This is a genomic window from Pantoea sp. GD03673 (assembly GCF_029844725.1).
In the GTDB taxonomy this organism is placed as follows: Bacteria; Pseudomonadota; Gammaproteobacteria; order Enterobacterales; family Enterobacteriaceae; genus Pantoea.
The window spans coordinates 211,506-234,306 of record NZ_JAOCKJ010000008.1 but is presented as its reverse complement, the minus strand read 5'-3'; the positions used below and the strand labels follow the sequence as shown (position 1 = coordinate 234,306).

Genomic DNA, 22,801 nt, shown 5'->3' with positions numbered 1-22,801 from the left:
TGTCGATCAAATTTCGACCTGGGTGCCCAGCTCAATCACCCGGTTTGGCGGGATCTCAAACTGGTCTGGCGCACGGAGCGCATTGCGCTGCAGCGCCAGGAAGAGTTTGCCACGCAGGCGCAGATACCACGGCCGTTTGCCGATGATCAGCGACTCATGTGACATAAAGAACGAGGTCTCCATCATGCGGCAGTTCAGCCCTTCCAGCCCGCAGCGGTGGAAAATCTCCTCGACGTTTGGCGTTTCGCGCCAGCCGTAGCTGGCAACCACCCGCCAGAACGTCGGTGACAGCTGCTCAATGGTGACGCGCCGAACGTTGTGTACGTAAGGTGCATCTTCAGTCCGCAACGTCAGCAGCACCACACGCTCATGCAACACTTTGTTGTGCTTGAGATTGTGCAGCATGGCAAACGGAATCACATTCAGCGCACGGGACATATAAACCGCCGTGCCTGGCACGCGAACCGGCGGCGATTTCTCCAGCGACGCAATCATCGCCTCCAGGGAGTTGCCATGCTCATGCATACGGCGCAGCAGGCGGAAACGTTCACTTTTCCACGTCGTCATAATGACAAACATCACCAGACCGAGGCAGAGCGGCAGCCAGCCACCCGAGAAGATTTTCACCAGGTTAGCGCTAAACAGGGGCACATCAATGCAGAGCATCAGCACGAGGATAACGGCGACCGCCAGCTTATTCCAGTGCCAGTTTTTAACCGCCACGGTACAGGAGAGCATCGCCGTCAGCACCATGGTGCCGGTTACCGCAATACCGTAGGCCGCCGCCAGATTGCTTGAATGTTCAAAGCTGATAATCACAATCAGTACGGCGAAGTAGAGCACCCAGTTGATCACCGGAATATAAATCTGGCCCGATTCGCGCTCAGAAGTATGGATGATGCGCATCCCCGGCAGATACCCCAGTCGCACTGCCTGACGCGTCAGCGAGAAGACACCCGAGATAACCGCCTGCGAGGCGATAACGGTAGCCAGCGTTGCCAGAATCAGCATCGGAATCAGCGCCCAGTCCGGTGCCAGCAGGAAGAAGGGGTTTTTAATGGCTTTAGGATCGCTGAGTAACAGCGCGCCCTGACCAAAGTAGTTCAGCACCAGCGACGGCAGCACGACCGAAAACCATGCCAGACGAATCGGCACTTTACCGAAGTGACCCATATCGGCATAGAGCGCCTCAACACCGGTAATCGCCAGCACCACTGCGCCAAGGGCGAAGAACGACACAGACTTATAGTGCAGGAAGAACTGGACCGCATAGGCGGGATTCAGCGCATGCAGGACATCCGGGTTTCGCATGATGCCCATAACCCCAAGGATCGCCAGCACCAGAAACCAGATCAGCATTACCGGCGCGAAGAGTTTACCCACCATACCGGTGCCATGTTTCTGAATCGCAAACAGCAGCGTCAGCACCGCAATCGACATCGGCACAATAAAGGGATCCAGCGACGGCGCAGCAATCTCAAGGCCTTCAATGGCGGACATCACCGAAATAGCTGGCGTGATCACCACCTCGCCATAGAAGAAGCTGCCACCAATCAGGCCCATGATCACCAGCACCGCCGTGGCGCGCGCACCCGTATGGCGACCCGCCAGCGACATCAGCGTCAGTATTCCGCCTTCCCCGGCGTTGTCGGCACGCATCACGTAGCTGATGTACTTCAGTGAGACCACCAGCACCAGTAGCCAGAAAATCAGCGACAGAAAGCCAAATACAGCTTCCCGCTCAACGCCGAAGCCAAACTGTCCGGAGAGACATTCACGTAAGGTATACAGCGGACTGGTGCCGATATCCCCGTAAACAACACCAATAGCGGCCAGCGTTAATCCGCGAAGTGACTGCTTATTATCCGAGCTCATAGAGTTATCTTTTGTTGGAGTCTAAGAGGTGCGAAAACCCCTCGCTCAGGCCATCAAAAAGCGCACAGTATGCACGTATTAACGAAAATTCCTATACCCGCTTCGCCTCGCAGTCAGCGTTGCGGTGACATTTCAGCCGATAACCTGTTGTCCGGCACCACTTTAAAGCAGGCAAACCTTCTGAAACAAAAAAGCTGACAGCTATCAACGCTTTCACGCATGATGATCTATAGAGTAAGGCGCTTGCTTAAGCGCGGCGGCCCGACGATCGTAAGGACATTGATGTGATTATGGCTCAACCCCATCTTTTGGCAGAAAGAATTTCTCGCCTTAGCAATGCGTTAGAAAAAGGATTATATGAACGGCACCATGCCATTCGCCTTTGCCTGCTGGCGGCGCTGAGCGGTGAAAGCGTGTTCCTGCTGGGACCGCCTGGCATTGCCAAGAGCCTGATTGCCCGCCGCCTTAAATATGCCTTTCAGCACGCCCGCGCCTTTGAATATCTGATGACCCGTTTCTCCACACCGGAAGAGGTGTTTGGCCCGCTATCCATTCAGGCACTGAAAGATGAAGGGCGCTATCAGCGTCTCACCAAAGGGTATCTGCCTGATGCAGAAATTGTTTTTCTGGATGAGATCTGGAAAGCCGGCCCGGCGATTCTGAATACCCTGCTGACCGCGATCAATGAACGCCGCTTCCGCAATGGGGACAGCGAAGAGACCATCCCGATGCGGCTGCTGGTTACCGCCTCCAATGAACTGCCGGAGGCAGATAGCGGCCTTGAAGCGCTTTATGACCGGATGCTGATCCGCCTGTGGCTGGATAACGTGCATGAGAAGCAGAACTTTCGCAGCATGCTGACCCACCAGCAGGATGAACACACGAATCCGGTCGCGGAATCCCTGCGCATCAGCGATGAAGAGTATGCGCAGTGGCAGCGCGGTATCAGCCAGGTCAGCCTGCCCGATGCCGTGTTTGAGCTGATTTATCAGCTGCGTCAGCAACTGGAGAGCCAGCCCGCTGCGCCCTACATCTCCGATCGTCGCTGGAAGAAAGCCATTCATCTGCTGCAGGCCAGCGCCTTTTACAGCGGGCGAAATGCCATTACACCGATAGACCTGATCCTTCTGAAAGATTGTCTCTGGCACGACGTCGCGTCTATGCAGCTGCTGGAACGCGAAATCGATCAGCTCATGACCCAGCACGCCTGGCAACAGCAGCCGATGCTGCTGAAACTGCAGCAGATAAAAGCGCGTCGCATGGCCTTGCAGCAGCAGCAGAGTATCGCGCAGGCGATCACCCTGGAAAAACACAGCGCCATGTTCAGCCGCAAGCCGCATTACGATCTGCCGGAAAGTTTCACCGACGAGCAGTTGACGCTGATGCTGCAAAAGCCGCTGGTGCTGCATGACATGCAGGTAACCCATCTGGTGATCGCGCGTGATGCACTGAATCAGTGGCTGCAGAAAGGGGGCGAAGTCAGGGGCAAGCTTAACGGCATTGGCTTTGCACAGAGCCTGGATTTACAGGTGGATGCGCAGCACTGCCTGGCTATCCGTGATGTCAGCCTGCAATCGTCGCGCCTTACCCTGCCGGGCGTCAGCAACAGCGAGCCGCTGCCCGGTGAGATCACCGACGCGCTGGATGCACTGGAGAGTGAACTGCGGTCGCAGCGTCACCTGTTCAGCCAGCATCAGCGCTGCCTGTTTATCAGCGATGACTGGCTGGCGCGGATTGAAACCAGTCTTCAGGATGTGGCGGAACAGCTGAAACAGGCGCGTAAATGATCTCAGTTGAGACGCTCAGCACACTGCTTTCAGTGGGTGAGACCGAACTGATTGAAGAGCTGATTATTGCTCTGCTGGCATCCCCACAGCTGGCGCTGTTTTTTGAAAAGTTTCCCGGCCTGAAAAAAGCGCTGCTGCGCGATGTGCCACGCTGGCGGGCAGAGATCACAGCCGATCTCAAAGCCACGCCGGTTCCGGCCACGCTGGCCGAAGAGTTTCAGCTGTTTCAGCGAATACAGCTCCTCAGCGATCGTGAATTCAGCCATCAGCTGAATACAACCCTTCAGGCACTTGAAAGCCTGCCATCCCCCTTCATTGATGAAGCTAACCGGCTACTGCAGCACACTGATGTCAGCCATCTCAGCAGCGCGCAGCACCAGCTTTTTTTACAGCGCTGGCGGCTGAGCCTGACCTTACAGACCCTGACCCTGAATCAGGCGTTGCTGGAGCAGCAGCGTGAGCGCCTGCTGGCGGAACTGCAGCAGCGCATGGCGCTGAGCGGGCAGCTGGCACCGATTCTCGGCGACGATGACGAAGCCGCCGCTGGCCGGCTGTGGGACATGAGCAAAGCGTCACTGCAGCCTGGCGACTATCAGCTGATGCTGCAATATGGCGACTTTCTGGCACAGCAACCGGAATTACTGAAACTGGCCCAGCAGCTGGGCCGCAGCCGTGAGGCAAAGTCGGTGCCCTCGCAGGATGCCCCGATGGAAGCGTTTCATCATCTGGTGCAGGAGCCTGCGACCGTGCCGGAAGAAGTCAGCGGCATTCATCAGAGCGATGACGTGCTGCGTCTGCTGCCGCCGGAGTTAGCCGCACTGAGCATCAGCGAACTGGAGCTGGAATTTTACCGGCGGCTGGTAGAGAAACGGCTGCTGACCTATAAGCTGCAGGGCGATGCCTTGCATGAAAAAGTGACGATGCGTCCGGCCAGCCACCAGCAGCATGAAGAGCAGCCGCGCGGGCCGTTTATCGTCTGCGTTGATACCTCTGGTTCGATGGGGGGCTTCAATGAGCGCTGCGCCAAGGCATTTTGCCTGGCACTGCTGAAGGTTGCGCTGGCCGACCGCCGTCGCTGCTACATCATGCTGTTTGCTCATGAGGTGATTGGCTATGAGCTGACCGGTGATGACGGGCTGGAACAGGCGATTCGCTTTCTGAGCCAGCGTTTTCGTGGCGGCACCGACCTGGCAGCCTGCCTTTCTTCCGTTGTCACCCGAATGGAAGGCGCTCTGTGGCAGGAAGCTGATGCGGTGATCGTCTCCGATTTTATTGCCCAGCGTCTGCCGGAAGAGGTGATAGGTGCGATTAAAACGCGCCAGCGACATAATCAGCAACGTTTTCACGCCGTCGCCATGTCGGCCCACGGGAAACCCGGTATTCTGCGGATCTTCGACCATATCTGGCGCTTCGATACCGGTATGAAAAGCCGCCTGCTGCGCCACTGGCGCCGTTAAGTCATCTGACAGAAAAGCTTCTTTGCTATAGTGAATTACCGTTTCACTTACTCAGCAATCTGGAGCTTCCTGTGACGCTTGCTCAACCCCATCACGATCTGCCTGCACCGACGCGGACGTTATTGCTCTCCGGCCAGAACATAGAACAAAAACGTGCCGAATTGCTGGCCTATTTTCATCAGACCTGGGAACAGTATGAAAGTCTGTTCACCTGTCTGGCCGATTCACAGGCCTGGTTTACCAAAGCCATTCCGCTGCGCCATCCGTTAATCTTCTATTTTGGTCACACCGCCACCTTCTACATTAATAAGCTGATGGCCGGACGTCTTATCGACGCGCGTCTGGACGATCGCATTGAAGCGATGATGGCGATTGGTGTGGATGAGATGAGCTGGGATGACCTCAACGACAGTCATTATGACTGGCCCACCATTGACGAAATCCGCGACTACCGCGGACGTGTTAAAGCGCTGGTCAGCGATCTGATCCAGACCATACCGATCACGCTGCCGATCAACTGGGAGAGCCCGGCCTGGGTGATCCTGATGGGCATAGAGCATGAACGTATTCATCTGGAAACCTCCAGCGTGCTGATCCGCCAGTTACCGGTTGAATGGGTCAGGCCACAGGCCGCATGGCCAGTCTGTCCGATGGCGCGCCACCAGCGCGAAGCTGTTCCGGCCAACACTCTGCTGCCGATGCCGGGCGGCACCGTCACGCTGGGTAAAACCGACGATACCTACGGCTGGGATAACGAGTATGGCCGCCAGCAGGTTACGCTGCAGCCGTTCCAGGCGAGTAAAATGCTGGTCAGCAATGCGGAATTCCTGAGCTTTGTTGAGGCAGGCGGTTATCAGGATGCACGCTGGTGGGATGATGAAGGCTGGGGCTGGTGTCAGTTTGCTAAAGCAGAGATGCCCACGTTCTGGGTCGGCACGCCTGCGATGCCCGATCAGCTTAAACTTCGCCTGATGTGTGAAGAAGTGGCGATGCCGTGGGACTGGCCTGCCGAGGTTAATCAGCTCGAAGCGGCCGCTTTTTGCCGCTGGAAAGCGGAACAGACCGGCATGAGCGTTCAGCTTCCCTGTGAAGCTGAGTGGGCTCAGCTGCGCGAGCAGGTTGCGGGCGATCAGCCAGACTGGGAGCGGGCACCGGGCAACATTAACCTGGCCTACTGGGCTTCCTCTTCACCGGTCGATCTCTTCGCCCAGGGCGCGTTCTTCGATATCGTCGGTAACGTCTGGCAGTGGACCACCACGCCAACCAACGGCTTTGAAGGTTTTAAAGTCCACCCGCTCTACGACGATTTCTCTACACCGACCTTTGATGGCAAACATTCGCTGATCAAAGGCGGCAGCTGGATATCCACCGGCAACGAAGCGCTGAAATCGGCACGCTATGCTTTCCGCCGCCACTTCTTCCAGCATGCCGGTTTCCGCTACGTGGTTTCCAGCCATCAGGAGACCATGGCGCTGAATCCGTATGAATCTGACGCGATGGTGTCGCAATACCTGGATTTCCAGTATGGGCCGCGCTATTTCGGCGTGGATAACTACGCCGAAAGCCTGGTGAAGCTGGCGCTGAATTACACCACGGCGCGTGGCGATGCACTGGATATCGGCTGTGCCACCGGACGAGCCAGTTTTGAACTGGCACGCCACTTTGAACGCGTCACCGGGATGGACTACTCGGCGCGCTTTATCGATGTGGCGCTGCAACTGGCCAGCGGCGAAGACTTCCGTTATCTCCTGCCACAGGAGGGCGATCTGGTTGAGTATCGCCAGGTGCGTCTGAAAGATTTCGCCCTGGAGAGCGAACTGGCGCAGCGGATTCATTTTGTTCAGGGCGACGCCTGTAACCTTAAGCCACAGCCAGGCCGTTACGATCTGGTGCTCGCCTCCAACCTGATCGACCGCCTGCGTCAGCCCGCCCGCTTCCTGCGGGATGTCACGCCGATGCTGCGCCAGGGCGGCATTCTGCTGCTCTCATCGCCTTACACCTGGCTGGAGGATTTCACGCCGAAGGAGAACTGGCTGGGCGGCGTGCGTGAAAACGGTGAGGCGCTGACGACACTGCAGGCGCTGCAACGTCTGCTGGCGGCCGACTTCGAGCTGGTCGATGAACCGCAGGATAAACCGTTCGTGATCCGCGAAACGGCCCGTAAGTTCCAGCACACGCTGGCGCAGGTCACCGTCTGGCGCAAACGCTAAGTGAACCGGCAGCGACGCCCGTCGCTGCCGGTAGTTGCCTGAACCGCTGTTTTGCTGCACATTCACCCTTGTTTACTCAAGCAGACCAATAACGAGGATGGCCATGGCCGAACATCTGCAGCTCGATAACCTGGATCGTGGCATTCTGAATGCCCTGCTGGATAATGCGCGCACCGCTTACGCCGAGCTGGCAAAACAGTTTAATGTCAGCCCCGGCACCATCCATGTGCGCGTGGAAAAGATGAAGCAGGCGGGCATTATCCTGGGCACCCGGGTGGATATCGATCCGCGCCAGCTGGGGTTTGATGTCTGCTGTTTTATCGGCATTATCCTTAAGAGCGCACGGGACTATCCGGCGGCGCTGAGCAAACTGGATGCGCTGGATGAAGTGGTTGAAGCCTGGTACACCACCGGCCACTACAGCATCTTTATTAAAGTGATGTGCCGGTCAATCGACGCCCTGCAACAGGTGCTGATCAACAAGATCCAGACCATTGATGAAATTCAGTCGACCGAAACCCTGATCTCGCTGCAAAACCCGATCATGCGCACCATCAAGCCCTGATCCTTCCCGCCTTGTGCATAAGCTTATCCCTGACGAATGTGGCGGCTGACAACGGCTACGTTCGCATCTCCTGATCTATTAACCCTGTTTTCCACAGGTGGATCACTGCTTGATCACAGCGTACAATGCTCGCCTCAATCTCCGGGAGAGCAAGATGGCCGATATTACCTTAATCAGTGGCAGTACTCTGGGTAGCGCAGAGTATGTGGCTGAACATCTGGAAGAAAAATTACAGGAAGCGGGCTTCTCAACGCAGATGCTGCATGGCCCGGAGCTGGATGAGGTGCCGCAGGAGGGCATCTGGCTGGTGGTCTGCTCAACCCACGGAGCAGGGGATATTCCCGACAATCTGCTGCCACTGTTTGAAGCCATCCGTGACAGTCAGCCCGACCTCTCTCAGGTTCGCTTTGGTGCGATTGGGCTCGGCAATCATGAATATGATCTCTTCTGTGGCGCGATCCGCCAGATTGAAGCGCTGTTAATTGCTCAGGGTGCCCGCCCGATCGGCGATCGTCTGGAGATTGACGTGCTTGAGCATGAAATCCCTGAAGATCCCGCTGAAGCCTGGCTGGAAAGCTGGAAAAAGACGATCTGAATGGGGTCGGGGATCGCGAAATAGTGACGATCCTCAGTAGAAGATGCTGATTTTATCCTTATCATCTCTTTTATTTTGTGGATAACTACCCTCTTTTACTGCGTATAACCGGTAGTTATCCAAAGAACAACCGAAGTATGATTTTTGAGCTGTGGATAACAGCGCTTTTTGATCCCAGCTTATACGGATCAGGATCACCGATCACTCACAGCTAGTGATCGTTGCCATCCTGTTGTTTCTGTTCTGGTTCTGCCACATATCCACAGACCGGCGGGATCCTAATAAGAGATCTAACAGAAAGATCATATACAGATCTAAGATCCTTTCTTTTAAAACCGGACGATCCCGCGGCTTTCACCCCAGACGGAATTTGAGTAGAATCCACGCCCCAGGACGACGATCCTGCACGTTCATCAACCGAGGTACCACTTCATGTTTTATCAGGATCCTTTTGACGTCATCGTAATTGGTGGTGGTCATGCGGGCACCGAAGCCGCAATGGCGGCAGCCCGAATGGGTCAGCAAACCCTGTTACTCACCCATAACATTGATACGCTTGGACAAATGTCCTGTAACCCGGCGATTGGTGGTATTGGCAAAGGACATTTGGTGAAGGAAGTGGATGCCCTGGGTGGTCTGATGGCCAGTGCGATTGACCAGGCGGGTATCCAGTTTAGGATACTAAACGCGAGCAAAGGCCCGGCCGTACGGGCGACCCGTGCTCAGGCCGATCGCGTGCTTTATCGGCAGGCGGTGCGAACAGCACTGGAAAACCAGCCCAATCTGATGATCTTCCAGCAGGCGGTCGACGATCTTATCGTGGAAAACGATCGTGTGGTGGGTGCCGTCACCCAGATGGGACTGAAATTTCGTGCCAGAACCGTCGTTCTTACCGTCGGTACTTTCCTTGACGGCAAAATTCATATCGGTCTGGACAACTACAGCGGCGGTCGCGCTGGCGATCCTCCGTCCATTCCGCTGGCAAAACGCCTGCGTGCGCTGCCGTTGCGGGTAAACCGCCTCAAGACCGGTACGCCACCGCGTATCGATGCGCGCACTATCGATTTTTCAGTGCTCAGCCCGCAGCACGGCGATAACCCTATGCCGGTGTTCTCGTTTATGGGCAACGCCTCTCAGCATCCGCAACAGGTGCCGTGCTGGATCACCCACACCAATGAGAAAACGCATGAGGTGATCCGCAATAACCTGGATCGCAGCCCGATGTACGCCGGGATCATCGAGGGGATCGGGCCACGCTACTGTCCGTCGATCGAAGACAAAGTCATGCGTTTTGCCGATCGTAACTCGCATCAGATCTTCCTGGAGCCGGAAGGGCTGACCAGCAATGAGATCTACCCGAACGGCATCTCGACCAGTCTGCCGTTTGACGTGCAGATTCAGATCGTCCGGTCAATGCAGGGTATGGAGAATGCGAAGATCGTGCGTCCGGGTTATGCCATCGAATATGACTTCTTCGATCCACGCGATCTCAAACCGACGCTGGAGAGTAAGTTTATTCACGGTCTGTTCTTTGCCGGACAGATCAACGGCACCACCGGCTATGAAGAAGCAGCAGCGCAGGGGATGCTGGCGGGTCTTAACGCTGCCCGTCAGTCTGCCGACAAAGAGGGCTGGGCACCGCGTCGTGACCAGGCTTATCTCGGCGTACTGGTGGATGACCTCTGCACGCTCGGCACCAAAGAGCCGTACCGCATGTTTACCTCGCGTGCGGAATACCGTCTGATGCTGCGCGAAGACAATGCCGATCTGCGTCTGACCGAAACCGGCCGTGAACTGGGGCTGGTGGATGATGTGCGCTGGGCGCGTTTCAATCAGAAGCTGGAAGCAATTGAACAGGAGCGTCAGCGCCTGCGCGATATCTGGGTTCATCCGAAGTCAGAGCACGTGGCGGAAGTGAACACGGTACTCAGTGCGCCGCTGACCAAGGAAGCAAGTGGCGAAGATTTGCTGCGCCGTCCTGAGCTGACCTATCTGAAGCTGATGACGCTGGATGCCTTTGGTCCGGCGCTGGCTGATGAGCAGGCCGCTGAGCAGGTTGAGATTCAGGTCAAGTATGAAGGTTACATTGCGCGTCAGCAGGAAGAGATCGATCGCCAGCTGCGTAACGAGAATACGCTGTTACCGGTGGAGCTCGACTACCGTCAGGTAAACGGCCTCTCAAACGAAGTGATCGCCAAGCTGAACGATCACAAGCCGGTATCGATTGGTCAGGCAACGCGCATTTCCGGCATTACCCCGGCGGCCATCTCAATTCTGCTTATCTATCTGAAAAAACAGGGTCTGCTGCGCAAAAGCGCCTGATCTGAAACGGGGCGAGGCAACTCGCCCCCGCTGAATGGACTTATGCTGTGATCAACACACTCACGTCGCTGCTGAAAGCAGCCAGTATTTCCCTCTCCGATCAACAAAAACAGAAGCTGGTTGCCTATGTCGGCCTGCTGGATAAATGGAACAAAGCCTACAATCTGACATCCGTACGCGATCCGCAGCAGATGCTGGTACGCCATATCCTCGACAGCATCGTGGTGGCACCGCATCTGAAAGGCTCCCGTTTTATTGATGTCGGCACCGGACCCGGACTGCCAGGCATTCCGCTGTCTATCGTGATGCCGGATGCGCACTTTACGCTGCTCGACAGTCTGGGTAAGCGAGTGCGTTTCCTGCGCCAGGTTCAGCATGAGTTAGGACTCACTAACATCACTCCGGTCCAGAGCCGGGTTGAGGATTTCCCCGCTGAGCCACCCTTTGATGGCGTAATCAGTCGTGCCTTTGCCTCGCTGAACGACATGGTGAGCTGGTGTCACCATCTGCCGGGCAGGGAAGGGCGCTTTTATGCACTTAAAGGGGTTCGCCCGGACGATGAAATCGCTGAGCTGCCGGCTGGCTACCTCTCCGATGAAGTAATAAAGCTGCAGGTGCCGCAGCTGGAAGGTGACCGCCACCTGGTCATCATTCGTCATCAGTAGCCCTTCAGTTTCCAGGGGTATAGCGCTTGTCTGCCAGGGTTTTGATCGGGGCACTGATCAAAAAAGTGCAGATGATGCGCTATCAATAAAAGATTTTGATTAAGCCCTGGCTGACGGAAGGTTAAAAACGGCGACGGAAATTATCCGAAAAGCTCTGTTACATTTAACGTTTAATTCACATTCGGTTATCAGAAATATCACTTGTATAGGCGGGGCGCGGAATAAAAGTAGTCACGCCGGAAAATATATCTTGGTAATAACTTTGCGTGCGTAATATCAATTTCACGATTCTTAAGCACAGTTCGATGTCAATAGCGTGTTTCCCGTGCAAATAGTCTTGCAGGGACATTTTTAAAATTATAACTGTATGATTTTACGGCTTTAATCTGTTTTGCGGATTATTCTTAAATAGGTCAATGATAAAATTCAGTGACGTGCGAATGCTTATTATGTGATCTAAAGCACGCTTTAAAAGCAAGATTCGAGTGAATTTTCAGTCAGATTAGGGTGAATCTCTGCAGGGTAATCTTTGGAAAAATAGCCCTCCGGAAAGAAATTTAAATAATTGTTCACCTTTTCGCTACTTACCGATTGAAATCGCAGGTGCGGCCCGTATAATTTGCACGGCTTTTGCTGCTTGACTCAACTGCGCAAAGGCAGTCTTATACGACACGCGACATACCCCTAACGGGGCAGGAGAGTATCAGCGTCATGTCAGTGTCTCTTTACAGTGTAAAATTCGCCCGAACGGTGCTGATGATTCAGCTGGTGACGATAGTCATCATCGGCGCACTTTTTGCTGTTAAAGACGTCACCTGGGGTGCTTCTGCTCTTGCTGGCGGCGCGGCAGCCTGGCTGCCAAACGTATTGTTTTTGTTTTTAGCCTGGCGCCTGCAGGGGCAACCCCCCGCTTCGGGGCGAGTCGCGTGGAGCTTCGCTTTAGGTGAAATTGCTAAAGTGTTTGCGACCATCATTTTGCTCATTGTGGCGTTGGGTCTATTCGGAGCGGTCTTCTGGCCGGTCGGAATAACCTGGTTATCGGTGCTGGTGGTTCAAATGCTGGCACCGGCGGTAATTAACAACAAAGGGTAAGAGGCATCATGGCTGCAGGAGAAATCTCTACTCCGCAAGAGTACATTGGTCACCACCTGACTCATCTTCAGTTGGACCTGCGTACCTTCGAGTTAGTGAATCCGCACGACGCTCCCGCGACGTTCTGGGTATTAAATATCGATTCCATGTTTTTCTCTATGGTGCTGGGAATCATCTTCCTGGTGTTGTTCCGTAGCGTAGCGAAGTCTGCTACCAGCGGTGTACCAGGGAAAATGCAGGCGGCTATCGAGCTGGTTGTCGGTTTCGTTGATAGTAACGTGCGCGACATGTATCACGGTAAGAGCAAACTTATCGCCCCGCTGGCTCTGACAATTTTTGTCTGGGTCTTCCTGATGAACTTCATGGATCTGCTGCCAATCGACCTGCTGCCGACAATCGCTGAGAAAGGTTTAGGCCTGCCGGCGCTGCGCGTCGTACCGTCTGCAGACGTGAACATCACGCTATCAATGGCGTTGGGCGTATTTATTTTGATTCTGTTCTACAGCATCAAAATGAAAGGCATTGGCGGCTTCACGAAAGAGCTGACGCTGCAGCCTTTTAACCACCCGATCTTCATCCCGATCAACCTGATTCTGGAAGGTGTGAGCCTGCTGTCTAAGCCTGTATCACTGGGTTTACGACTGTTCGGTAACATGTATGCGGGTGAACTGATCTTTATCCTTATTGCCGGTCTGTTGCCGTGGTGGTCACAGTGGGTGCTGAATGTGCCGTGGGCCATTTTCCACATCCTGATCATTTCGCTACAGGCTTTCATTTTCATGGTCCTCACGATCGTCTATCTGTCGATGGCATCTGAAGAGCATTGATTTTTTTCTCAACACTACTTTCCCTCTTGATTCCGGGTGGCGGCGTACTCCGCTGAAGCCCGGAAGATGAAGGGAGCATTTAACTGAAACAAACTGGAGACTGTCATGGAAAACCTGAATATGGATCTGCTGTACATGGCTGCCGCTGTGATGATGGGCCTGGCGGCAATCGGTGCTGCGATCGGTATCGGCATCCTCGGAGGAAAATTCCTGGAAGGCGCTGCTCGTCAGCCTGACCTGATTCCTCTGCTGCGTACGCAGTTCTTTGTTGTAATGGGTCTGGTGGATGCAATCCCGATGATCGCTGTTGGTCTGGGTCTGTACGTGATGTTTGCTGTCGCCTAAAGCCCTGTGTTCACTCAACGCACAATGTGCAGGGGTGAACGGATTCTGCCGCTTATCACACCGATAACGGCAGAAAAGTTAAATACTCAATCTAGAGGCATTGTGCTGTGAACATTAATGCAACAATCCTCGGCCAGGCTATCGCGTTCATCCTGTTTGTCGCGTTCTGCATGAAGTACGTATGGCCGCCGCTCATGGCTGCTATCGAAAAGCGCCAGAAAGAAATTGCTGAAGGCCTTGCTTCTGCTGAACGTGCAAAGAAAGATTTGGATCTCGCGCAGGCTAATGCGACCGACCAGCTGAAAAAAGCCAAAGAAGACGCTCAGGTCATTATCGAGCAAGCGAACAAGCGTCGCGCGCAGATTCTGGACGAAGCGAAAACCGAAGCTGAAAACGAACGTAACCGTATCGTGACCCAAGCGCAGGCTGAAATTGACGCCGAACGCAAGCGTGCACGTGAAGAACTGCGTAAGCAGGTTGCGTTGCTGGCTATGGCTGGCGCCGAGAAGATCATCGAACGCTCCGTGGATGAAGCTGCTAACAGCGACATCGTTGATAAACTGGTCGCTGAACTGTAAGGAGGGAGGGGCTGATGTCTGATCTGATTACTGTAGCTCGCCCCTACGCCAAAGCAGCTTTTGACTTTGCTGTTGAGCATCAAAGTATTGAACGCTGGCAACAGATGCTGGCGTTTGCCGCAGAAGTGGCTCGCAATGAACAGATGGCTGATCTTCTCTCAGGTGCATTAGCACCTGAAGCGCTGGCAGCGTCGTTTAACGCAGTCTGTGGTGATCAACTGGATGAACCCGCGCAGAACCTGATTAAGGTGATGGCGGAAAACGGACGTTTGACAGCGCTTCCGGCTGTACTGGCTCAATACATCGAACTGCGCGACGCTCATGAAGCCACCGCTGAAGTAGATGTTATCTCCGCCAGTACGCTGAGTGACGACCAGCTGAATAAAATCAGCGCCGCGATGGAAAAACGTCTGTCACGCAAAGTTAAGCTGAATTGCAAAATTGATAAGTCTGTGATGGCAGGCGTGATCATCCGTTCGGGTGATCTGGTTATTGATGGCAGCGTACGCGGCCGTCTTGACCGTCTGGCTGACGTCTTGCAGTCTTAAGGGGACTGGAGCATATGCAACTGAATTCCACCGAAATCAGCGAACTGATCAAGCAGCGCATTGCTCAGTTCAATGTCGTGAGTGAAGCTCACAACGAAGGTACGATTGTTTCTGTAAGTGACGGTATCATCCGCGTACACGGCCTGGCCGATGTCATGCAGGGTGAGATGATTGCCCTGCCGGGTAACCGTTACGCTATCGCCCTGAACCTCGAGCGTGACTCGGTTGGTGCAGTGGTGATGGGCCCTTACGCTGACCTCGCCGAAGGCATGAAGGTTAAGTGTACTGGCCGTATTCTTGAAGTACCGGTAGGCCGTGGCCTGCTGGGCCGCGTCGTGAACACCCTGGGTGCACCTATCGACGGTAAAGGCGCAATCGACAATGACGGTTTCTCACCAGTCGAAGTGATTGCACCTGGCGTTATCGACCGTCAGTCAGTCGACCAGCCGGTCCAGACCGGTTATAAGTCGGTCGATGCGATGATTCCAATCGGCCGTGGCCAGCGTGAGCTGATCATCGGTGACCGTCAGACCGGTAAAACCGCGATGGCGATCGATGCGATCATCAACCAGCGCGACTCAGGCATCAAGTGTGTCTATGTTGCGATTGGTCAGAAAGCCTCAACCATCTCTAACGTGGTTCGTAAGCTGGAAGAGCATGGCGCACTGCAGAACACCATCGTTGTTGTGGCATCTGCTTCTGAATCTGCTGCACTGCAGTATCTCTCTCCGTACGCAGGCTGTGCGATGGGTGAATACTTCCGTGACCGTGGTGAAGACGCCCTGATCGTATACGATGACCTCTCCAAGCAGGCTATCGCTTACCGTCAGATCTCCCTGCTGCTGCGCCGTCCACCAGGCCGTGAAGCTTTCCCTGGCGACGTGTTCTATCTCCACTCTCGTCTGCTGGAACGTGCATCACGCGTAAGCGCTGATTATGTTGAGCGTTTCACCAATGGCGCAGTGACAGGACAGACCGGTTCACTGACCGCGCTGCCGATCATCGAAACTCAGGCGGGCGACGTTTCTGCGTTCGTTCCGACCAACGTAATCTCGATTACCGATGGTCAGATCTTCCTGGAGTCGAACCTGTTCAACTCCGGTATTCGTCCGGCTGTTAACCCAGGTATTTCGGTATCCCGCGTAGGTGGTGCTGCACAGACCAAGATCATCAAGAAACTGTCCGGTGGTATCCGTACCGCGCTGGCACAGTATCGTGAACTGGCGGCGTTCTCGCAGTTCGCATCTGATCTGGATGATGCAACCCGCAAACAGCTGAGCCACGGTCAGAAAGTGACCGAGCTGCTGAAGCAGAAACAGTATGCGCCGATGTCTGTCGCGCAGCAGGGTCTGGTTCTGTTCGCTGCAGAGCGTGGCTACCTGAACGACGTTGAACTGGCAAAAATTGGTAGCTTTGAAGCTGCACTGCTGGCCTTCGCCGATCGCGACCACGCTGAGCTGATGGCTGAAATCAACCAGTCGGGTAACTTTAACAACGATATCGAAGCGAAGCTGAAAGGCCTGATCGATACGTTCAAAGCAACCCAGTCCTGGTAATGTCTGGCGGCTTGTCTGAAAAGGCAGGCCGCAAGGCTTTGAGGAGAAGCTAATGGCCGGCGCAAAAGAGATACGAAGCAAGATTGGAAGCGTGAAAAACACGCAGAAGATCACCAAAGCGATGGAAATGGTCGCCGCCTCCAAGATGCGTAAAACGCAGGAACGCATGGCGGCCAGCCGTCCGTATGCAGACACCATGCGCAAAGTGATTGGTCACCTTGCGTTGGGTAATCTGGAATACAAGCACCCTTACCTGGAACAGCGCGACGTGAAGCGCGTCGGCTACCTGGTCGTTTCTACAGACCGCGGGCTTTGTGGTGGTTTGAACATTAACCTGTTCAAAAAATTACTGGCGGATATGAAGTCCTGGTCCGATAAAGGCGTACAGAGCGATCTGTCGATTATCGGTTCAAAAGGGGCGTCATTCTTCAGTGCTGTGGGTGGCAACATTGTGGCGCAAGTCAGCGGCATGGGCGATAAACCTGCCCTGTCTGATCTGATTGGCCCGGTAAAAGTGATGTTGCAGGCTTATGATGAAGGCCGCATCGACAAGCTGATGATCGTCAGTAACAAATTCAATAACACCATGTCTCAGACTCCGACCATCACCCAACTGCTGCCGTTAGCGCCAGCGGAAGGTGAAGAAGAGATGAAGGCGAAGACCTGGGATTACCTGTACGAACCCGATCCGAAAGCGCTGCTGGATACCCTGCTGCGTCGTTATGTCGAATCGCAGGTTTATCAGGGTGTGGTGGAAAATCTGGCCAGTGAGCAGGCCGCACGTATGGTGGCGATGAAAGCCGCAACCGACAACGGCGGAAATCTGATCAAAGAGCTGCAGTTGGTGTACAACAAAGCTCGTCAGGCCAGCATCACCCAGGAACTTACCGAGATCGTCTCGGGGGCCTCCGCGGTTTAACCAGGTTTGGAATTAGGTAGAGGATTCAAGATGGCAACTGGAAAGATTGTCCAGATTATCGGCGCCGTTGTTGACGTCGAATTCCCTCAGGACGCGGTACCGCAAGTGTACAGCGCCCTTGAGGTGATGAATGGTGATGCGCGTCTGGTGCTGGAAGTACAGCAGCAGCTGGGCGGCGGCGTAGTGCGTACCATCGCAATGGGTACGTCTGACGGCCTGAAGCGTGGTCTGAACGTCAACGACCTGCAGAAACCGATTCAGGTTCCAGTCGGTAAAGCGACCCTGGGCCGTATCATGAACGTTCTCGGCGAGCCAATCGATATGAAAGGCGAGCTGAAAGAAGAAGACGGCAGCGCAGTAGAGATCGCCTCTATTCACCGCGCAGCGCCTTCTTATGAAGATCAGTCTAACTCACAGGAACTGCTGGAAACCGGCATCAAGGTTATCGACCTGATGTGTCCGTTTGCTAAAGGCGGTAAAGTGGGTCTGTTCGGTGGTGCGGGTGTAGGTAAAACCGTCAACATGATGGAACTGATCCGTAACATCGCGGCTGAACACTCAGGTTACTCTGTGTTTGCTGGTGTGGGTGAGCGTACTCGTGAGGGTAACGACTTCTACCACGAAATGACTGACTCAAACGTTATCGATAAAGTTGCGCTGGTCTATGGCCAGATGAACGAGCCGCCGGGTAACCGTCTGCGCGTGGCACTGACCGGTCTGACCATGGCGGAAAAATTCCGTGATGAAGGCCGCGACGTTCTGCTGTTCATCGATAACATCTACCGTTATACCCTGGCCGGTACAGAAGTATCTGCACTGCTGGGTCGTATGCCATCTGCGGTAGGTTACCAGCCAACGCTGGCAGAAGAGATGGGTGTGTTGCAGGAGCGTATTACCTCCACCAAAACCGGTTCAATCACTTCCGTACAGGCCGTTTACGTCCCTGCGGATGACCTGACTGACCCGTCACCAGCAACCACCTTTGCGCACCTGGACTCAACCGTTACGCTGAGCCGTCAGATCGCCTCTCTGGGTATCTACCCGGCCGTTGACCCGCTGGACTCTACCAGCCGTCAGCTGGATCCGCTGGTTGTTGGTCAGGAACACTATGATGTTGCGCGTGGCGTTCAGTCACTGCTGCAGCGTTATCAGGAACTGAAAGACATCATCGCCATCCTCGGTATGGATGAGCTGTCTGAAGAAGACAAACTGCTGGTGGCACGTGCGCGTAAGATTCAGCGCTTCCTGTCTCAGCCGTTCTTCGTTGCGGAAGTATTCACCGGTTCACCGGGCAAATACGTTTCCCTGAAAGACACTATCCGTGGCTTTAAAGGCATCATGGAAGGTGAGTTTGACCACCTGCCAGAGCAGGCCTTCTACATGGTTGGTGCCATCGAAGAAGCCGTGGAAAAAGCGAAGAAACTGTAATAACGGTTTCCCGGGAGGAAGATTATGGCTATGACTTATCACCTGGATGTGGTCAGCGCAGAGGAGCAGTTGTTCTCTGGTCTGGTACAGAAAATTCAGGTGTCAGGTAGCGAAGGTGAACTGGGGATTTTCCCTGGCCATGCGCCGCTGCTGACTGCCATTAAGCCTGGAATGATCCGTATCGTGAAACAGCACGGCGAAGAGGAGTATATCTACCTCTCTGGCGGCGTGCTGGAAGTGCAACCGGGCAGCAGCACCGTTCTGGCCGATACCGCAATTCGCGGTACCGATCTGGACGAAGCGCGCGCTCTGGAAGCAAAACGCAAAGCAGAAGAGCACATGAACAGCAGCCACGGCGACGTGGACTATGCTCAGGCCTCTGCCGAGCTGGCGAAAGCCATTGCTAAACTGCGCGTGATCGAACTGACCAAAAAAGCGATGTAATCCAGCTTTATGCGTCACGAAATGCCAGCCCTCGGGCTGGCATTTTTTTTGTCTGTGGCGACCAGACAGCCTCTCCGCCTAATTTCGGCCTGAGAAAAATGTAGTAATCTCAACCCCAAACCGTTTTACTTTCACCCGTAAAAATTCACTCAGGATAGTTATGTCTAACAGTGCGATGAGTGTGGTGATTCTTGCCGCTGGCAAGGGCACCCGTATGTATTCCGATCTGCCTAAAGTTCTGCATACGCTGGCAGGCAAACCGATGGTTCAGCATGTGATTGACGCCGCCAAAGGGCTGGGTGCGCAGCAAATCCATCTGGTTTATGGTCACGGCGGCGATAGTCTGAAGGCCACCCTTACTGACAGCACGCTTAACTGGGTGCTGCAGGCCGAGCAGCTCGGCACCGGCCACGCCATGCAGCAGGCCGCGCCTGCCTTCGCAGATGATGAAGATATCATGATGCTTTACGGCGACGTGCCGCTGATCTCGCAGGCGACATTACAGCGTCTGCGCGAAGCAAAACCGCAGGGCGGCATTGGCTTACTTACCGTGGTACTGGACGACCCGACCGGCTATGGCCGCATTGTGCGTGAGAACGGCATCATCACCGGCATCATCGAACAGAAAGATGCCAGCCCGGCACAGCTCGCCATTAACGAAATCAACACCGGTATCCTGATTGCCAACGGCGGCGATTTAAAACGCTGGCTGGCGCAGCTTACCAATAACAATGCGCAGGGTGAGTACTACATCACCGATATCATCGCGCTGGCACATCAGGAAGGTCGGGTCAACAGTGCGGTCCATCCGGCACGCATCAGTGAAACGGATGGCGTAAATAACCGGCTGCAGCTGGCGACATTAGAGCGCACCTGGCAGGCTGAACAGGCGGAAAAACTGCTGCTGGCTGGCGTGATGCTGCGCGATCCGGCCCGCTTTGACCTGCGCGGAACGCTGACGCACGGGCGGGATGTTGAAATCGACACCAACGTCATTATTGAAGGTCAGGTCACGCTGGGCGCGCGCGTTAAAATCGGCGCAGGCTGCATCATCAAAAACAGCGTGATTGGCGATGACTGTGAAATCAGCCCCTATACCGTGATCGAAGATGCCACGCTCGCCACCGCCGTTACCGTCGGGCCGTTTGCCCGTCTGCGTCCCGGCAGCGATCTGGCGCATGCCGCCCACGTGGGCAACTTTGTCGAAATGAAAAAAGCACGTCTGGGCAGGGGATCGAAAGCGGGTCACCTCTCTTATCTTGGCGATGCGGAGATTGGCGACAACGTTAACATCGGTGCAGGCACCATCACCTGCAACTATGATGGCGCGAACAAGTTTAAAACGGTGATTGGCGATGACGTGTTTGTAGGCTCGGATACGCAGCTGGTCGCGCCGGTCAGCGTCGCGTCAGGTGCCACCATTGCGGCAGGCACCACTGTCATGAAGGATGTGACCGGGGCGGGACTGGTCTATAACCGTAAAGAGCAGAATCACAAAGCAGACTGGCAGCGTCCGGTGAAGAAAAAATAATTTTTTTACGGCCCGCTTTTTGCGGGCCGATGCAGTGCAGTGCCAAAACTATAATCCCCACTCTCTACAAGGCTCGGGGAACCGGCAACGCCGGATATCAGGTCGCATGACAACAGAAGTGGCGAAAAGCCATGTAGTCAGGAAAACATCATTATGTGTGGAATTGTTGGTGCAGTAGCGCAACGCGATATCGCAGAGATTCTGCTGGAAGGTCTGCGTCGTCTTGAATATCGCGGATATGATTCGGCCGGTCTGGCCGTGGTCGATCGTCAGGGGCACGTCACGCGCCTGCGGCGGTTAGGGAAAGTGCAGAAACTGGCGGAAGCCGCTGAACAGCAGCCGCTGATTGGTGGCACCGGCATCGCGCATACGCGCTGGGCAACCCATGGCGAGCCGTCGGAAGCGAATGCGCATCCGCACGTCTCAGAGCACATCATCATTGTGCACAACGGCATCATTGAAAACCATGAGCCGCTGCGTGCAGAGCTGATCGCACGCGGCTACGTCTTTGCTTCTGAAACGGACACCGAAGTGGTGGCGCACCTGGTTCACTGGGAGCAGAAGCAGGGCGGTTCGCTGCGTGAAGTGGTACTGCGCGTGATTCCGCAACTGCGCGGTGCCTATGGCATGGTTATCATGGATAGCCGCGATCCGTCGCTACTGGTGGCGGCCCGTTCCGGCAGCCCGCTGGTCATTGGTCGCGGTATGGGCGAAAACTTTATCGCCTCGGATCAGCTGGCTCTGTTGCCGGTGACCCGCCGCTTCGTCTATCTGGAAGAGGGAGATATCGCCGAGATCAGCCGTCGCGATGTGACGGTGGTTGACCGTGAAGGCAACACCGTGAACCGTGCCGAGATCGAGTCGAACCTGCAATATGATGCCGGTGACAAAGGCATTTACCGTCACTACATGCAGAAAGAGATCTACGAACAGCCGATGGCGCTGAAAAGCACCCTGAGCGGTCGCTTTAGTCAGGGTCAGGTTGACCTCAGCGAACTGGGCGCGGGCGCAGAAGCGCTGCTGAGCCAGGTGGAGCACATCCAGATTATCGCCTGCGGCACCTCCTACAACTCCGGCATGGTGTCACGCTACTGGTTTGAGTCGCTGGCTAACATTCCCTGTGATGTGGAGATCGCCTCGGAGTTCCGCTACCGCAAGTCAGCCGTTCGCAAAAACAGCCTGCTGATCACCCTGTCGCAATCGGGTGAAACGGCCGATACCCTGGCGGCGCTGCGCCTCTCTAAAGAGCTGGGCTACCTGGGTTCGCTGGCGGTCTGCAACGTTGCCGGTTCGTCGCTGGTGCGTGAGTCTGACCTGGCGCTGATGACGAAAGCAGGCACCGAGATTGGCGTCGCCTCGACTAAAGCGTTCACGACCCAGTTAGCCGTGCTGCTGATGCTGGTGGCGAAACTGGGCCGTCTGAAAGGGATGTCTGCTGACACTGAGCATGAGATTGTTCATGCGCTGCAGGCGTTGCCGAACCGGATTGAGCAGATGCTGGCGCAGGATAAGCTGATTGAGAATCTGGCAGAAGGCTTCTCTGACAAACATCACGCTTTGTTCCTGGGCCGTGGCGATCAATACCCGATCGCTATGGAAGGCGCGCTGAAGCTCAAGGAGATCTCCTACATTCATGCGGAAGCCTACGCCGCTGGTGAGCTGAAACATGGCCCGCTGGCGCTGATTGATGCGGACATGCCGGTGATCGTGGTAGCGCCTAACAACGAACTGCTGGAGAAACTCAAATCCAACATCGAAGAGGTACGCGCACGCGGCGGCCTGCTCTATGTGTTTGCCGATCAGGATGCGGGCTTCAGCGACAGTGACGGGATGAAGATTATCCCGCTGCCGCACGTCGAAGAGGTGATTGCGCCTATCTTCTACACCGTGCCGTTGCAGTTACTGTCCTATCACGTCGCCCTGATAAAAGGCACTGACGTCGATCAGCCTCGTAACCTGGCAAAATCGGTTACCGTGGAATAACCTGGTGGGCCCCGTCGCGGGCCCATGTGGGATGCAAATAAAGGTTCATCCGTATAAATAAAGTATCATCCGTA

Annotated in this window: 19 protein-coding genes; 18 read left to right on the top strand and 1 reads right to left on the bottom strand. The window is 55.0% G+C overall.

What is annotated here, in order from left to right:
• Positions 1 to 6: 6 nt before the first annotated feature.
• On the bottom strand, positions 7 to 1,875 hold the full coding sequence (gene kup, locus N5J69_RS17275; protein ID WP_279771801.1) for a low affinity potassium transporter Kup: 1,869 nt from the start codon (positions 1,873 to 1,875) through the stop codon (positions 7 to 9).
• Positions 1,876 to 2,165: 290 nt separating this feature from the next.
• Between kup and ravA the strand changes: the two genes are divergently transcribed.
• The 18 genes from ravA to glmS all read left to right on the top strand — a co-directional run bounded on the left by ravA (position 2,166) and on the right by glmS (position 22,727).
• Positions 2,166 to 3,662: an ATPase RavA gene (gene ravA, locus N5J69_RS17270; protein ID WP_279771797.1), complete on the top strand. Its 1,497-nt coding sequence runs from the start codon at positions 2,166 to 2,168 to the stop codon at positions 3,660 to 3,662.
• On the top strand, positions 3,659 to 5,119 hold the full coding sequence (viaA, locus tag N5J69_RS17265) for an ATPase RavA stimulator ViaA (protein WP_279771795.1): 1,461 nt from the start codon (positions 3,659 to 3,661) through the stop codon (positions 5,117 to 5,119). The genes ravA and viaA overlap by 4 nt, the downstream gene beginning before the upstream one ends.
• A gap of 71 nt (positions 5,120 to 5,190) precedes the next feature.
• Positions 5,191 to 7,329 carry a 5-histidylcysteine sulfoxide synthase gene (gene ovoA, locus N5J69_RS17260; protein ID WP_279771793.1) on the top strand — a complete coding sequence of 713 codons (2,139 nt, stop codon included), beginning with the start codon at positions 5,191 to 5,193 and terminating at the stop codon, positions 7,327 to 7,329.
• Positions 7,330 to 7,432: 103 nt separating this feature from the next.
• Positions 7,433 to 7,894, top strand: coding sequence for a transcriptional regulator AsnC (gene asnC / locus N5J69_RS17255; RefSeq protein WP_003849496.1), 462 nt, complete (start codon positions 7,433 to 7,435; stop codon positions 7,892 to 7,894).
• Between the two features lie 154 nt (positions 7,895 to 8,048).
• The gene (gene mioC / locus N5J69_RS17250; RefSeq protein ID WP_279771791.1) at positions 8,049 to 8,489 is read left to right on the top strand and encodes an FMN-binding protein MioC; all 441 of its coding nucleotides are present in this window, start codon (positions 8,049 to 8,051) and stop codon (positions 8,487 to 8,489) included.
• Between the two features lie 432 nt (positions 8,490 to 8,921).
• On the top strand, positions 8,922 to 10,811 hold the full coding sequence (gene mnmG / locus N5J69_RS17245; protein ID WP_279771790.1) for a tRNA uridine-5-carboxymethylaminomethyl(34) synthesis enzyme MnmG: 1,890 nt from the start codon (positions 8,922 to 8,924) through the stop codon (positions 10,809 to 10,811).
• Between the two features lie 47 nt (positions 10,812 to 10,858).
• Positions 10,859 to 11,476, top strand: a complete 618-nt coding sequence (gene rsmG / locus N5J69_RS17240) for a 16S rRNA (guanine(527)-N(7))-methyltransferase RsmG (RefSeq protein WP_279771789.1) — start codon at positions 10,859 to 10,861, stop codon at positions 11,474 to 11,476.
• Between the two features lie 711 nt (positions 11,477 to 12,187).
• Complete coding sequence (gene atpI, locus N5J69_RS17235) at positions 12,188 to 12,568, top strand: F0F1 ATP synthase subunit I (protein ID WP_279771788.1); 381 nt, start codon at positions 12,188 to 12,190, stop codon at positions 12,566 to 12,568.
• An 8-nt stretch (positions 12,569 to 12,576) separates the two neighbouring features.
• Positions 12,577 to 13,395, top strand: coding sequence for a F0F1 ATP synthase subunit A (gene atpB / locus N5J69_RS17230; protein WP_275766247.1), 819 nt, complete (start codon positions 12,577 to 12,579; stop codon positions 13,393 to 13,395).
• Positions 13,396 to 13,500: 105 nt separating this feature from the next.
• The gene (gene atpE / locus N5J69_RS17225; protein WP_003849523.1) at positions 13,501 to 13,740 is read left to right on the top strand and encodes a F0F1 ATP synthase subunit C; all 240 of its coding nucleotides are present in this window, start codon (positions 13,501 to 13,503) and stop codon (positions 13,738 to 13,740) included.
• Between the two features lie 107 nt (positions 13,741 to 13,847).
• Positions 13,848 to 14,318: a F0F1 ATP synthase subunit B gene (gene atpF / locus N5J69_RS17220; RefSeq protein ID WP_003849528.1), complete on the top strand. Its 471-nt coding sequence runs from the start codon at positions 13,848 to 13,850 to the stop codon at positions 14,316 to 14,318.
• Between the two features lie 14 nt (positions 14,319 to 14,332).
• Positions 14,333 to 14,866 (top strand): F0F1 ATP synthase subunit delta, encoded by a 534-nt coding sequence (gene atpH / locus N5J69_RS17215; RefSeq protein WP_003849530.1) that lies wholly within the window; start codon positions 14,333 to 14,335, stop codon positions 14,864 to 14,866.
• 14 nt (positions 14,867 to 14,880) lie between these two features.
• Entirely contained in the window at positions 14,881 to 16,422 is a 1,542-nt protein-coding gene (gene atpA / locus N5J69_RS17210; RefSeq protein WP_279771786.1) for a F0F1 ATP synthase subunit alpha, read from the top strand.
• A 52-nt stretch (positions 16,423 to 16,474) separates the two neighbouring features.
• Positions 16,475 to 17,341, top strand: a complete 867-nt coding sequence (atpG, locus tag N5J69_RS17205; RefSeq protein ID WP_003849534.1) for a F0F1 ATP synthase subunit gamma — start codon at positions 16,475 to 16,477, stop codon at positions 17,339 to 17,341.
• A 30-nt stretch (positions 17,342 to 17,371) separates the two neighbouring features.
• The gene (gene atpD / locus N5J69_RS17200; protein ID WP_009088209.1) at positions 17,372 to 18,769 is read left to right on the top strand and encodes a F0F1 ATP synthase subunit beta; all 1,398 of its coding nucleotides are present in this window, start codon (positions 17,372 to 17,374) and stop codon (positions 18,767 to 18,769) included.
• A gap of 24 nt (positions 18,770 to 18,793) precedes the next feature.
• Positions 18,794 to 19,213 carry a F0F1 ATP synthase subunit epsilon gene (locus N5J69_RS17195; RefSeq protein WP_008926374.1) on the top strand — a complete coding sequence of 140 codons (420 nt, stop codon included), beginning with the start codon at positions 18,794 to 18,796 and terminating at the stop codon, positions 19,211 to 19,213.
• A 160-nt stretch (positions 19,214 to 19,373) separates the two neighbouring features.
• Positions 19,374 to 20,744 (top strand): bifunctional UDP-N-acetylglucosamine diphosphorylase/glucosamine-1-phosphate N-acetyltransferase GlmU, encoded by a 1,371-nt coding sequence (gene glmU / locus N5J69_RS17190; protein WP_279771785.1) that lies wholly within the window; start codon positions 19,374 to 19,376, stop codon positions 20,742 to 20,744.
• A gap of 153 nt (positions 20,745 to 20,897) precedes the next feature.
• Complete coding sequence (glmS, locus tag N5J69_RS17185; protein ID WP_279771783.1) at positions 20,898 to 22,727, top strand: glutamine--fructose-6-phosphate transaminase (isomerizing); 1,830 nt, start codon at positions 20,898 to 20,900, stop codon at positions 22,725 to 22,727.
• Positions 22,728 to 22,801: the final 74 nt, after the last annotated feature.